A 13,062-nucleotide genomic window follows, 5' to 3' on the forward strand; every position below is an offset into this window, starting at 1 on the left:
ATTTGGTATACCATTTCGAAATGCTATGCCAAGCGCCCCATCCACGAGGGCGGACAGAATCCATGGGAGGGTAAGATGTCGGACACCCGCGCCAACAAGCGGTTCCGCTCGCAGGAGTGGTTTGACAACCCCAACAACCCGGGCATGACCGCGCTCTATACCGAGCGCTATCAGAACAGCACCTTCACCCGCGAAGAGCTGCAAAGCGCCCGCCCCGTGATCGGTATCGCGCAGACCGGGTCCGACCTTGTGCCGTGCAACAAGATCCACGTCTTCCTGATGGACCGGATCAAGGCGGGCATCCGCGAGGCAGGCGGCATTCCGATGGAATTCCCGGTGCATCCGATCCAGGAGACTGGCAAGCGCCCGACCGCCGCCTTGGACCGGAACCTGCAATATCTGAGCCTCGTCGAAGTGCTGCACGGCTACCCGATTGACGGTGTTGTGCTGACGACCGGTTGCGACAAGACCACGCCAGCGATGCTGATGGGGGCGGCCACTGTGGACCTGCCCGCGATTGCGCTGAATGGCGGGCCGATGCTGGATGGCTGGTGGAAAGGCAAGCGCGCCGGATCGGGTGCGATCGTCTGGGAAAGCCGTCGCCTGCTGGCCGAGGGCAAGATCGACTACGAAGAGTTCATGAAGCGCGTCTGTTCTTCTGCGCCGTCGCACGGGCATTGCAACACGATGGGCACCGCCAGCACGATGAACGCGATGGCCGAGGCGTTGGGCATGAGCCTGACCGGCAACAGCGCGATTCCGGCCCCCTTCCGCGAACGGATGGCGATGGCCTATGAGACCGGCAAGCGGATCGTGGGGATGGTCTATGAGGACCTCAAGCCGTCCGATATCTTGACGCGTGAGGCATTTGAAAACGCGATTGTGGTGAATGCCGCGATTGGTGGATCGACCAACGCGCCGCCGCATCTGCAAGCCGTTGCGCGGCATATCGGTGTGGACCTGCACGTGACGGACTGGGAGAAGCATGGCTTCGACGTACCGCTCATGGTCAACATGCAGCCCGCCGGAGAATACCTTGGTGAGAGCTTCTTCCGCGCCGGCGGTGTGCCTGCGGTGATGGGCGAGTTGGTCAAGGCCGACCGCCTGCATCTGGATGTGATGACCGCAACCGGCAAGACGATGGGTGAGAACCTGAAAGGTTGGGAAAGCGAAGACACCGACGTTATCACCACCTACGCCAAGCCGATGCGCACGAATGCCGGGTTCAAGGTGCTGTCGGGCAACCTGTTCGAGTCCGCGTTGATGAAGACGAGCGTCATTTCCAAAGATTTCCGCGATAGGTATCTGTCGGAACCGGGCAACGAAGGTGTGTTCGAGGCCCGCGCTGTCGTCTTTGAGGGCCCCGAGGATTACCACGACCGGATCAACGACGCGTCGCTCGAGATTGACGACCGCACGATCCTGTTCATTCGTGGGGTTGGATGCGTCGGGTATCCCGGATCGGCGGAGGTGGTGAATATGCTGCCGCCGGATGCGATTGTGAAGCAGGGGATCAACCATTTGCCCACCGTGGGCGACGGGCGTCAGTCCGGCACGTCGGAAAGCCCGTCGATCCTGAACGCCTCGCCCGAGGCGGTCGTGGGCGGCGGATTGGCGTTCTTGCAGACCGGCGACCGCGTGCGGCTCGACCTCAATAACAGCACAATGAACGCGCTGGTGTCGGATGACGATTGGCAGGCGCGGATCGACGCGTGGCAAGCGCCGGAGCTGAAACACCAGACGCCGTGGCAGGAGATTTACCGAAAGCATGTCGGTCAGTTGTCCGACGGAGGCTGCCTCGAACTGGCGACGGCGTATCAGCGCATTCGCCATGATCTGCCGCGCGACAATCACTGAGATCGGATTGGGGGCGCTGCCCCCAAACCCCCGGGAATATTTTTGAACCAGAGAAGATAAGGACCTGCGCTCATGTCACAGAGCATCATCATCACAGGCGGCGGGCGCGGGATCGGCAAGGCGACGGCGGAGGTTTTTCTGAACGCGGGCTGGCATGTAGGCGTGGTCGGGCGCACGGCTTCGGCGCTTCAGGACGTGGCGGACAGCCATGAGAACGCGCTGGCGATGCCCTGCGATGTGACGGATGAAGCCTCGGTAGCGGATGCGTTTGGCAAGGCGGCCGAGACCTGGGGGCATGTTGATGTGCTTTTCAACAATGCCGGCGTGTCTTTGGGCGCCGCCACGGTGGACGAGATCGACGTCGCCGACTGGCGCAACCTGATCGACATCAACGTGACCGGCAGCTTCATCTGCGCCAAGGTCGCTTTTGGCCTGATGCGTGCGCAGGATCCGCAGGGCGGGCGGATCATCAACAACGGCTCGGTCTCGGCTTACGTGCCCCGCTACGGGTCGGCGGCCTACACCACGTCGAAACACGCGATCACCGGGCTGACTCGATCGATCTCTCTGGATGGGCGGGCGTTCAACATCGCGTGCGGCCAGATCGATATCGGCAATGCGCTGACCGACATGGCGGCGAAGATGACCAAGGGCGTGCCGCAGGCGGATGGATCGATTGCGGTGGAGCCGGTGATGGACGTGTCCAATGTGGCCAAGTCGGTGCTGCACATGGCGTCGCTGCCGTTGGAGGCGAATGTGCAGTTCATGACGGTGATGGCGTCAGCGATGCCCTACATCGGTCGAGGTTAGGCTGACACCCAGCCGGTGCCCACCGCGCGGGCCCATTCGGGGCGGTTCTGCGCCTTGGCAAGGGCGACCATCCCGCGCGGATCATAGGGCACCGAACGAAATGTGATCAGCCAACCGGCATGCTTTTGTTCAGCGATGGCGTATGAAGCATTGGGCGTTCCGGTCTGCATCTCGTGATAGACCGGATGATCGTCATCGTAACCCGGACAACCGACACTCCCCGGATTGAGGACAACTCTGCCATCGGTGAGGCGGACGACCCTTGGAACATGTGTGTGCGCGCAGAGGATCAGGCTGGCATCGATCCCCTGCGCCTCGGCTTCGATTTCCGCACGCGTGGACGCTCTGATCGTGCCGTCGTCTTCGACACGTTCGAGCCAATAGGCCAGATCGCTTGCCGGTGTGCCGTGGCAGAGGAAGACATCCTCGAAGACCGTCAGGGTCGGCGACAGCGTGCGGAGCCAATCAAGGTGTTCGGGGCGCAGTTGATCGTAGGCGACGCGGTCGGACGGGCCCATGTCCTCGGGGGTTTTTTCGATCAGCCATCGGTCGTGATTGCCGCGGATGGATGGGAAATCGCGCGACATCAGAAGCTCGGCCGTACCATGCGCATCCAGTGGGCCGCTGAAATGGTCGCCGAGGTTGACCGCATCTGTCAGGCCAAGCGCGTCCATATCCGCGAACACGGCTTTCAAAGCGTCAGAGTTCCCGTGGATATCGGCAAGGACAGCGAATTTCATCCGGTGACAGTGGCAGAGGCGGCGCAAAAATCAACCGCCCTTCACCTTGCGCTCGCGCGCCCAGATGTAGAGGCCGGAGGCGATGATGATCGCGCCACCGCCAAGCGTGTAAATCGTGGGCCATGTGTTGAAGACGACGATCCCGGCAAACGCGGCAAAGACGATCTGGGCGTAGAACATCGGAGACAGGAGCGAGGCGTCAGCCCAGCGATGCGCTGTCGTGGCGGCGATGTGGCCCGTGGCTCCGAAAAAGCCGATCCCGCAGAAGACGACCCAGGCGGTCGGATCGGACGGCCAGGTCCAGCCTTTGATGACAAAGGGCAACAGGACGGCGGTGGCAACGGCGGAAGACCACACCTGTTGGGTCGCGTTGCTTTCGATGCCCGCGAGCATGCGGGTCATCACGAAATAAAGCGATGCCACGATCACCGACGTGATTGAGAACAGCATCGCGGGATGCCACTCCGCGCCCCAGGGCTGGGTGACCACCAGTACGCCGGAAAAGCCGACACAGACCGCCACGATGCGCCGGATGCCGACGGTTTCACCAAGCATCGGGATGGCCAGCAATGTGACGACGATTGGGATCGTGAACTGGATTGTGGTGGTGAGCGTGATCGGCAAATAGCTGAGCGCCAGAAAATTGAGAATCGTGCTGCCCAGAAGGCAGATAGATCGCAGGAATTGCAGTTTCGGACTTTGCGAGCGCAGCGCCGCGCGCCCCTCTTGCGGCAAATAGACGAGAAGCGCCACGATCAGGTGCCCGGCGTAGCGCGCGAACACGACCTGCAGCGCGGGCAGACCCGCGATCAGAAGCCATTTGGCCGAGGTGTCGATACAGGTGAATAGCGCCACCGCCAGCAGCATGACGCCAATGCCGGCGGCGGTTTTGTCTTCGCGGGGAAGAACGCCTACCAAGCGCGCCTCATATTGTCATACCGCCGTCGATGCTGATGCACTGACCTGTCATGTAGCGCGCCTCATCCGAACCGAGGTAGACCACGAGGTCGGCGATTTCGGGCGCGGTGCCGATCCGGCCCATCGGCTGCCGCGCGACGAAAGCCTTCATGGCGCCGTCATAGTCGCCCGTGGCCTTGAGGCGCTCATGCAGGGACGGGCTGTCCACTGTTCCGGGGGCGATGGCATTGCAGGTGATCCCCTTGGTCACAAAGTCAGCGGCCACCGATTTGGTCAGGCCGACCACCGCCGCCTTCGACGTGCCGTAGATGCAGCGGTTGGGGAGGCCCTGCACGCTTGAGGCGACAGAGGAGATGTTCACGATGGATCCGCGGCCCGCATCGAGCATGCCCGGCAAAGCGGCCTGAATGGCGTGCATCTGCGCGCGCACGTTCAGGTGCATCGCAAAAGCGAACTCATCATCCGTGACGTCAAGCACAGAACCGCCATGCACGTGCCCGGCGCAATTGACGAGGATATCGGGCGCTGCGTCCTTAACGGCGCTTTGCAGCGCGGCCTTGTCCAGCACATCGAGCGCGAACGCTCGTGTCGCATCAAGCCCGTCAAGAAGGTCGCCGCGCAGATCCGTAGCGACCACCTCGGCTCCGTTGGCGATCAAGGCCTCGACGCAGGCGCGGCCAATACCCTGACCGGCCGCCGTGACAAAGGCGCGTTTTCCGGAAAGCCGCCCGGTCATGACGTGCTCAGGTTTTTGCTCATCCAATCGACCATCTCTGACACCATCTTGTCGCCGTCACCGTCATTCTTGGCCGCCTTCAACGCGTCATCCGCACATCCGGACATACGACTGTGCAGCCCCAAATCCTGCGTCATTTGCCGATAATAGCCAACATCTTTCGACGCGTTCGCAATCGAGAAGGCGAGGTTCACATCGCCATCGACCGCATAATTGCGCACGAACTCCATCATGCCAGAGCGCAATGGGCCTGCGGCCATCACTTCGAACAGCGTTTGACGGTCGATGCCGGCCGCATCAGCGGTGGCAAAGGCTTCGGCCATCGCGCAGGCCGTCGTCATGCCGAAGTAGTTGTTGATCAGCTTGATCGTGTGACCGTTGCCGAGCTTGCCGAGGTGGAAGACGTTTTCGCCCAGCACATCCAGTACCGGTTTCACCCGGTCGAAGGCGGCCTTGTCACCGGCACACATGATGTTGAGCAACCCGTCCACCGCATGCGCGGGCGTGCGTCCCAAAGGTGCGTCCAGATAGGCGGCGCCCTTGGCCTCCATATCTGCGCCGATCTTGATCGTTGACGCAGGCAGGGACGTGCCGAAATCGATCACAACCTGATCGGGCTTCACCCCGGCCAGCACGCCGTCATCGCCGTAGACGCGGGATTCGACGTGGTCCGAGGTGCCCATGCAGAACATCACAACATCGGATTGCTCTGCCACCTCGCGGGCATGCGCGGCCTCAGTCGCGCCGCGCGCAAGCGCTTCTTCGACGCCGGTGCGGTCGCGGTTGCCAAGAACGATGACATCATAATCCGCCTTCTGCAGGCAGTCGACCATAGCGCGGCCCATCAGACCCAATCCGATATATCCAACCTTCATCTCTCGTCTCCCTTTCAAATGCCGGTAAAGTCCCCGGGCACGTCGCTTGCGCGCACCGGTTGGCCCGTGCGCCCCGACAGGGCAGCGGCCAGTGTGAGTTGCAATGCCTTCGCCCCGTCCACGCCAGTGCAGAGCACGTCATCTTCGCCGCCCTTCACCACATGTGCAAATCGGGTCAGCTGGTCGGCAATCGGGTCAATCCTGGGCAGCGCGACGGGCGGATGCCGGTGCAGGGGTTTGGACCATTCGATTTCGCTGTCGTCGCTGCGCCCCCAGCGGGTCAGCGACGGGAAGGCCAGCGCGCCATCGGTGCCTGTAACGCGCAGGTAGTCTTCGCCCGAGCCGGCGATGGCGGGGTTCTCGTAGCTGCCGGATTCGAAAGACCAGGGTGACGCGCCTGCATCGGACATCAGCACCGATCCCAGCGCGCCATTGGCAAAGCGCAAGGCCAGCGCGGCGGTGTCTTCGATGGCCAGTTTTCGGCGCGCCGAGGACAGAAGCGTCGTCACTTCGATAATGTCACCGACCAGAAAGCGCAGGAGGTCAATCTCGTGGCTGAGATTGGTCATCAGCGGACCGGCACCGGGCTGTCGCCGCCACTCTGCATCGAAATAGGCAGTGTGCTTGCGGAGGGACCAAAAGGCCTGAAGGCCGACGAGATCGCCCAAATCCGCCAGCATCTCCCGCGCGAGGATGGTAAAGGGATGGCAGCGCCGATGGTGGCCGGTGTAAAACGGCAGTCCCTTCTGCGCCGCCGCCGTGATCAGCGTATGTGCAGCATCCACGGTGTGCGCGGTTGGTTTTTCGACCAGAACGGCCCAGCCTTTGTCGAAGCAGCGCATCGCGGTGGGCGCGTGATCCGGTGTCGGCGTGGCAATGATCGCCGCCCTTGTCTGGCTTGGTACATCCTCCAGATCGGCCACCACGGGCAGTCCCTGCAGCGCCAACCGGTCGCGCGTGGCGTCGTGCGGCTCCACAACCGCTACCAGATCGACCGCCGCGCTGCTCTGCGCGACGTCGATATGGCGCTGACCGATGGAGCCTGCGCCGATTACAACAAGGGGGACGGGCTGGCTCACATCGTGGCGCCGATTTGCCAGGGAACGAACTCGTAATCGCCAAGCCCCTGCGCTTCGGATTTGGACGGCTCGCCAGACGCCATCCGCAGCCACATCTCATAGATCTCGCGGCCGACCTCTTCGACGGATTTGCCATCGGACAGGATCGTGCCCGCGTTGATATCCATGTCGTCGGACAGGCGGCTGTACATCTCGGTATTGGTGGCGACTTTCATGGAGGGGCTGGGCTTTGCGCCAAAGGCCGATCCGCGCCCCGTGGTGAAGCAGACAAGAGTGCAGCCACTGGCGATCTGGCCAGTGACCGAGACCGGATCGTAGCCGGGGCTGTCCATGAAGGTGAAGCCCTTCGCGGTGACGGGTTCGGCGTATTTGTAGACGCCAGTCAAAGGTGTCGTTCCGCCTTTCGCCGCCGCGCCGAGGGATTTCTCAAGGATCGTCGTCAGCCCGCCCTGCTTGTTCCCGGGGGAAGGGTTGTTGTCCATGCTGCCATGATTTCGGGCGGTGTAGTCCTCCCACCAGCGGATCAGGTCGATCAGTTTCTCGCCCGTTGCACGATCCTTGGCACGGGCGGTGAGCAGGTGTTCCGCGCCGTAGATTTCCGGCGTTTCGGCCAGCACGCCCGTGCCACCTTGGGCCACGAGAAGATCGCAGGCGTACCCCACGGCGGGGTTCGCGGTCACGCCCGACCACGCATCCGATCCGCCGCATTGCAGGGCGACCATCAGTTCAGAGGCCGGGACCTCTTCGCGTTTCGCTTCGTTGACGATGGGCAGCATCGCGTCGATCTTCTTGATGCCGAGTTGGATCGTCTTTTGTAGTCCGCCCACATCCTGAATGTTCATCGTCTGGAAAAGTGGGCCGGGCGTCAGGCCATAGGCTTCGACCAGCCAGTCGATCTGGTTCATCTCGCAGCCCAGACCCGCCATCAAGACCGCGCCGACATTGGGGTTGCGGGCGTAGCCCCACATCACGCGCTGCAGGGCCTCGAACCCATCGCCGCTCCCGGCCATGCCGCATCCGGTGCCATGCACGAAGGCGACGACGCCATCGACATTCGGATAGGCGGCGAGCTTGTCCGGCGTGAAATGCGCCGCGATCATCCGCGCGGCGGTGGCCGAGCAATTCACGCTCGTCAGAACGGCGATGTAGTTGCGTGTGCCGACACGGCCGGTCACCCGTTTGTAGCCCATGAATGTGTCAAAGGTCTCCGCCGGCGGGGCAGGGCGCAGGTTGGTCGAGAACTCGTACTCTGTCTCGACGCCCCGGAATTCGAGGTTGTGCGTGTGGACGTGGGCACCCTTGGCAATGTCCTCGGCGGCGTAGCCGATGATCTGCGCGTATTTGCGGACAGGCAGGCCCTTGGCGATGGCCTCTGTCGCCATCTTGTGTCCGCGCGGGATGAGTTGGATCGCGCCCTCGGCGCCAACTTCAAGCGGGCGGATCGCGGTGACGACGTTGTCTTGGTCTGACAGGCGGACGGTGTTCATGTCTATGTCTCATTGGGGGCCAGCCCCCAAACCCCCGGAGTTTGTTTGGCAAGATGAAGAGGCAGGCTTAGGCGCAAGCCGGGCTGTCGGAGGTCCATCGGTGGATGGGAATATGCGGTTTCGGGACGAGGTTCGTGCGGGCGTCGAGCCACATCTGTTTGTATGCGCGCCAGTCGCGGAGTTCGGAGTTCGGGTTCTCGCGCGAGCGCGCAACGAAATCGGGGAAATGCGCGCGCCCTGTCGGCTGGCCCGTCACGTTGTAGCGGATGTCGAAGGACCAGCGGAAACCGTCGGTCGTGTTGTCGAGGGCAGCGTGCGGTGTGAGCGGGTGGAAGATCACCGCGCCACCGGCTTTCACGGGTAAAGGCTGCGCCTTTGACTCGTCGATAAAGCCATCCGCGATGGAGGTCTGGCGCTTCGGACAATGCGGATACATCTGCGGTTTGCCGGGAATGACTTGCAGGCAGCCATTGTCGAGCGTCGCGTCCGTGATGGCGAGCCAGACTGTGACCATTTTCGTATGGTCGCCATCTTCATGCGCTACGGCGCGGTCCTGATGCCAGTCGGTCGCCATGATATGCGCCGTTGTTTCCGTTGTACGAAGTGTACGGGACGGCGGTTTCAATCGTACATGTTGAATCGGGTTCGACGTGATCTCTGGCCCGATCAGATCTTCGACCATGTCGAGCAGTTGGGGGCAGGTGAGCATGTTGAACACCTCTGGCCCGATGTGGAACGGGGTGTCTGCTTCGATCTTTGATCCCGGCAGGGTGATGTCCATGGGCTGAAACCATTCGCAACCGGCGTCGTAGGCGACGAGCAGCTTTTGGAAGAAGTCCATGTCGCCTGGCGGCGGGACGCGGCCTTCGGCGTGCCAGGCGTCGTACATCTCGTCCAGCAAATTGGTGTATTCGGCTTTGACCGCGTTGAGCATGTCGGGCGGAAGCACATCCTCGACAACCAGCACGCCGTCACGCTCGAAGCTTATGATCTGGTCGGCGGACAGAAACAGGCTCATGCGCGGACCCTTTCCAGTTTGTCCCAATCGAACGCCACGCCGTGCCCCGGCACGTCGCGGGCAATGGCGTGGCCTTCGGTGATGGCAAGCGGGGTTTCGACATAGTTGTCGAGGCCAAACCCGTGCGCTTCGAGATACGACCGGTTCGGGCAGGCGGCGAGCAGGTGGACGGTGATGTCATGCGCGCCGTGGCTGGTGACAGGCAGGTGAAACGCCTCGGCCAGGCGCGCGATCTTCATGAAGGGTGTGACCCCGCCGCAATTCGTGACGTCCGGTTCGGGGAAGGTGACACCACCTTCGATGGCGGTGCGGAATTCCCACAGCGAGCGTAGGTTTTCGCCGGATGCGATGGGGATGCCGCCCTCGGTCAGGATACGACGGTGGCCTGCCGGGTCCTCTGGTGGGATGGGTTCTTCGAACCACACAAGGTCGAATTCACGGAAGGCGCGGGCGGCGCGCACGGCGGCGTCCACGGTGTATTTCATGTTCGCGTCGACCATCAGCGGAAGGTCGGGGCCGAAGGCGTCGCGCATGGCGACGATCTTGGCGACGTCTTCCCGCAAGAGGTCGCGGCCCACTTTCATCTTGATGGCGCGGTGACCGTTCGCGATGTTCTCGTGGGTCTGATCGACAAGTTCAGAAGGCGTAAGATCAAGGTCGATCCCGCCCGCGTAGCACGGCACCTTGGGATCATATCCGCCAAGGAGTTGGTAAAGCGGCAGGCCCGCCTTGACCGCTTTCAAATCCCAAAGCGCCATGTCGAGAGCCGACAAGGCAAGAGCTGTCGGCCCGCCGCGCCCGCCATAGTGAAACGCCCACCACAGGTCTTTCCAGATCGCCTCGATCATCGCGGGATCGCGGCCCAGCACCATCGGTGTCATCTCGCGGGCGAGGATGTCGGCTATCGCACCACCATTCACGCCGCAGGTGAAGGTGTAACCGACACCCGTCGCGCCGTCGGAGTCCGTCACCCGTGCTGTCACGACTTCGAAGACGGTCATGGTGCCGTGCATCGAGTCCTCCAGCGCCCGGGGCAGGGGGATCAGGTAGTGATCGGTCTGAACCCTGTCGAGCGTTGCCATGGCACTAGAGGAACACCGTGATGATCGGCGGATAGGCCAGCAGCACGGCCAGAGCGAGCAGCTGCAGGCAAATGAACGGCAGGAAGCCCCGGAAGATGTCCGTCAGCGAGATATGGGGCGGCGCCACCGATTTGAGGTAGAAGGCCGCCGGGCCGAACGGGGGCGAGAGGAAGCTGACCTGCATGTTCATACAGAACACCACGCCGAACCAGATCGGGATCATGCGCGGGTCGATGGTGCCGAGCCAGCCGATTTCCTCGGCCGGAAGTCGGACCACGATCGGCAGGAAGACCGGCATGATGAGAAGCACGATCCCGATCCAGTCCATGAACATCCCCATGATAAGGAAGATGAGCATCATCATCAGGATCACACCCATGGTCGGCAGGTCATAGCCCACGATCAGGTTTGCCACGTAGGTGGGACCGCCCGCCAACGTGTAGGCGGCGGCCAGCGCCGAGGCACCGATGGTGACCCAGATGATCGTCCCGGTGGATCGCAGGGTTCGGACCAGCGCATCCCAGACGATCTCGAAATTCATCTCGCGCCGCAGAAGGCCAATCACGAAGACCGCGACGACGCCCATGCCAGCGGCTTCGGTGATGCCGGTGATCCCGCCGTAGATCGAGCCCATAACAACCCCGATCACAACAATAGGCGCGACGAGGCCCTTGCCCATTTGCCAGCCCCTACGCGTGCGTTCCGCACCGACGACGAGGTAGGCGATGGCTGCGAAAATCGCGAAGGCGCCGATCAGGTAGGGGATATCCGCGACCATGCCGAGCGGAATGGGGTCGGTATTCTCAACCACCTGATTGTCGCCGGTGGCCGTGAAGAACAGCGCGCGTCCCAAGAGAACACCGGAAATCCACATGCCCATCCGGGCGAGGAAGCCCAGGAACATCATGCGCTTCTCGTTGCCCTCTGGTTCACCCGGTACGGGTTCGGGCAGCGGCGCAAGCGATGGGTTCAGGTTCGTGCGCACCACGATGTAGACGATAAAGAAGGTGGCCAGCATGAAGCCGGGCAGGAAGGACGCGGTGAAAAGCGCCTTGATCGAGGTTTCCGTCACCAGCCCGTAGAAGATCAGAACAATTGACGGCGGGATCATCGTGCCCAGAGACCCCGACGCGCAGATCGTGCCAATGGCGAGGTTCTGGTTGTAGCCGAGGCGGAGCATCTGGGGCAGGGCGATCAGGCCCAAAAGAACCACCTCGCCGCCGATGATGCCCGACATCGCTGCCATGATTACCGCCATGATCGACGTCACGATGGCGATGCCGCCGCGTGTCCGGGACAGCCAGACATTGAGCGAGGAATACATGTCCTTCGCGATGCCGGATCGCTCGAGTAAGGCCGCCATGAAGATGAATAACGGGACCGATATCAGGACGTAGTTCGTCATCTGTCGGTAGACCGCCTGACCCACGACCGAAAGCGGCCCTTGTCCGAAGGTGCGGAACAGGATGTCGAAGTCGAACTTCAGAACCAGCGTCACCACCGCAAGGAAGGCAGAGGCAAAGCCAAGCGGCATCCCGATGGCCAGAAGCGCGAACATGGCCAGCAGGATAATGAGGCTGAGGGTGCCGATATCGACCATCTTACTTCACCTCGCCGAGCGTTTGTTTGATCTTTTCGATTTCTTCTTCGTCGATATCGTCCGCCGGCGTGTGTTCGCCCGGTTCCTTGTCCCAGTCGGCAATCAGGTTGGACACGGCCTGAAGCGTCACGGCAAGGATGATAATCAGGATGGCGGGTTTGACGGTGCCGGGCAGGGGCGGATCCCATGCCGTGCCAAAGGTCTCCATCCGCAGCATCCGGCGCATCGCGTCGTTATATCCGCCCCAGATCATGGCGAAGGTGAAGACACAGATCAGCGCAACTGAGATCAGATCGGACAGTTTCTGCAGCCAGCGCGGGAACATGTCGTAAATGATATAGATGCGGATATGGCAGCGCTGTTGCATGGCGTATTGGCCAGCGAACAGGAAGACGAACGCGGCGATCCAGAGCGACAGTTCATTCGCCCAAAGCGTCGGTCGACTGAACACGTAGCGCGAGACGACCTCGTAGAACATGACCAGCACGATGAAAGCGGTGGCGATCATGGCAAGGCGAGAGCAGATCAGCGAAAAGATGTCGAAGAACCCGTCAGGCTTGGTTTCGATCGAGACGGCCCAGTCAGACAGGTAGATCGATCCCAGCAGCAAAGACAGGAAGGTCAATGTCAGCATGGCCCAGACAACAGGGCGGCCCACGGGGCGGATCATCTCGTGCATGCCAAGTGCATCGTCGCCGAAGGCAATGCGGTTGAAGACAAGCCAGGCATAAAGGGCAAGCGTGATCACTATGCTCGCGATCATGGCCGTTCGCACCCGTTTTCGATACGATCCCAGCCACAGGCTTTCCTGTGTCATAACGCGCGCTCCCCCTCGCGGACGATGATGGATGTTCTTGGAT

General features: G+C 61.9%; 12 protein-coding genes. 2 read left to right on the forward strand and 10 right to left on the reverse strand.

Going from position 1 to position 13,062, the window contains the following annotated elements; all coding sequences use genetic code 11:
• Positions 1-75 precede the first annotated feature (75 nt).
• Entirely contained in the window at positions 76-1,857 is a 1,782-nt protein-coding gene (locus BUA42_RS20020) for an IlvD/Edd family dehydratase (RefSeq protein ID WP_072780124.1), read from the forward strand.
• Positions 1,858-1,929: 72 nt separating this feature from the next.
• Positions 1,930-2,667: an SDR family oxidoreductase gene (locus tag BUA42_RS20025; protein WP_072780125.1), complete on the forward strand. Its 738-nt coding sequence runs from the start codon at positions 1,930-1,932 to the stop codon at positions 2,665-2,667.
• Here the strand turns inward: BUA42_RS20025 and BUA42_RS20030 are convergent.
• From BUA42_RS20030 to BUA42_RS20075, 10 genes are all read right to left on the reverse strand, one after another.
• Positions 2,664-3,407: a metallophosphoesterase family protein gene (locus BUA42_RS20030; RefSeq protein ID WP_072780126.1), complete on the reverse strand. Its 744-nt coding sequence runs from the start codon at positions 3,405-3,407 to the stop codon at positions 2,664-2,666. The two genes, BUA42_RS20025 and BUA42_RS20030, sit on opposite strands and share 4 nt — an antisense overlap.
• A 30-nt stretch (positions 3,408-3,437) precedes the next feature.
• Positions 3,438-4,325 (reverse strand): DMT family transporter, encoded by an 888-nt coding sequence (locus BUA42_RS20035; RefSeq protein WP_245819080.1) that lies wholly within the window; start codon positions 4,323-4,325, stop codon positions 3,438-3,440.
• Positions 4,326-4,332: 7 nt separating this feature from the next.
• On the reverse strand, positions 4,333-5,061 hold the full coding sequence (locus BUA42_RS20040; RefSeq protein WP_072780128.1) for an SDR family oxidoreductase: 729 nt from the start codon (positions 5,059-5,061) through the stop codon (positions 4,333-4,335).
• Positions 5,058-5,954, reverse strand: a complete 897-nt coding sequence (locus tag BUA42_RS20045) for an NAD(P)-dependent oxidoreductase (RefSeq protein ID WP_281249794.1) — start codon at positions 5,952-5,954, stop codon at positions 5,058-5,060. The genes BUA42_RS20040 and BUA42_RS20045 overlap by 4 nt, the downstream gene beginning before the upstream one ends.
• On the reverse strand, positions 5,951-7,015 hold the full coding sequence (locus tag BUA42_RS20050) for a Gfo/Idh/MocA family protein (protein WP_072780130.1): 1,065 nt from the start codon (positions 7,013-7,015) through the stop codon (positions 5,951-5,953). The genes BUA42_RS20045 and BUA42_RS20050 overlap by 4 nt, the downstream gene beginning before the upstream one ends.
• Positions 7,012-8,502, reverse strand: a complete 1,491-nt coding sequence (locus BUA42_RS20055; RefSeq protein WP_072780131.1) for a UxaA family hydrolase — start codon at positions 8,500-8,502, stop codon at positions 7,012-7,014. Before BUA42_RS20055 ends, BUA42_RS20050 begins: the two co-directional genes overlap by 4 nt.
• A 67-nt stretch (positions 8,503-8,569) precedes the next feature.
• Positions 8,570-9,520, reverse strand: a complete 951-nt coding sequence (locus tag BUA42_RS20060; protein ID WP_072780132.1) for a phytanoyl-CoA dioxygenase family protein — start codon at positions 9,518-9,520, stop codon at positions 8,570-8,572.
• Positions 9,517-10,602: a mandelate racemase/muconate lactonizing enzyme family protein gene (locus tag BUA42_RS20065; protein ID WP_072780133.1), complete on the reverse strand. Its 1,086-nt coding sequence runs from the start codon at positions 10,600-10,602 to the stop codon at positions 9,517-9,519. Before BUA42_RS20065 ends, BUA42_RS20060 begins: the two co-directional genes overlap by 4 nt.
• Positions 10,603-10,606: 4 nt before the next feature.
• Positions 10,607-12,202, reverse strand: a complete 1,596-nt coding sequence (locus BUA42_RS20070; RefSeq protein WP_072780134.1) for a TRAP transporter large permease — start codon at positions 12,200-12,202, stop codon at positions 10,607-10,609.
• Between the two features lies 1 nt (position 12,203).
• Positions 12,204-13,019 (reverse strand): TRAP transporter small permease subunit, encoded by an 816-nt coding sequence (locus tag BUA42_RS20075; protein WP_072780135.1) that lies wholly within the window; start codon positions 13,017-13,019, stop codon positions 12,204-12,206.
• Positions 13,020-13,062: the final 43 nt, after the last annotated feature.

This window comes from Marivita hallyeonensis (assembly GCF_900129875.1).
GTDB lineage: Bacteria > Pseudomonadota > Alphaproteobacteria > Rhodobacterales > Rhodobacteraceae > Marivita > Marivita hallyeonensis.

Bases quoted from the DNA above. Each gene is read 5' to 3' on its own strand.
- BUA42_RS20020 (WP_072780124.1), top strand. From the start codon at position 76: ATGTCGGACACCCGCGCCAACAAGCGGTTCCGCTCGCAGGAGTGGTTT.
- BUA42_RS20025 (WP_072780125.1), top strand. From the start codon at position 1,930: ATGTCACAGAGCATCATCATCACAGGCGGCGGGCGCGGGATCGGCAAG.
- BUA42_RS20030 (WP_072780126.1), bottom strand. From the start codon at position 3,407: ATGAAATTCGCTGTCCTTGCCGATATCCACGGGAACTCTGACGCTTTG.
- BUA42_RS20040 (WP_072780128.1), bottom strand. From the start codon at position 5,061: ATGACCGGGCGGCTTTCCGGAAAACGCGCCTTTGTCACGGCGGCCGGT.
- BUA42_RS20055 (WP_072780131.1), bottom strand. From the start codon at position 8,502: ATGAACACCGTCCGCCTGTCAGACCAAGACAACGTCGTCACCGCGATC.
- BUA42_RS20060 (WP_072780132.1), bottom strand. From the start codon at position 9,520: ATGAGCCTGTTTCTGTCCGCCGACCAGATCATAAGCTTCGAGCGTGAC.
- BUA42_RS20065 (WP_072780133.1), bottom strand. From the start codon at position 10,602: ATGGCAACGCTCGACAGGGTTCAGACCGATCACTACCTGATCCCCCTG.
- BUA42_RS20070 (WP_072780134.1), bottom strand. From the start codon at position 12,202: ATGGTCGATATCGGCACCCTCAGCCTCATTATCCTGCTGGCCATGTTC.
- BUA42_RS20075 (WP_072780135.1), bottom strand. From the start codon at position 13,019: ATGACACAGGAAAGCCTGTGGCTGGGATCGTATCGAAAACGGGTGCGA.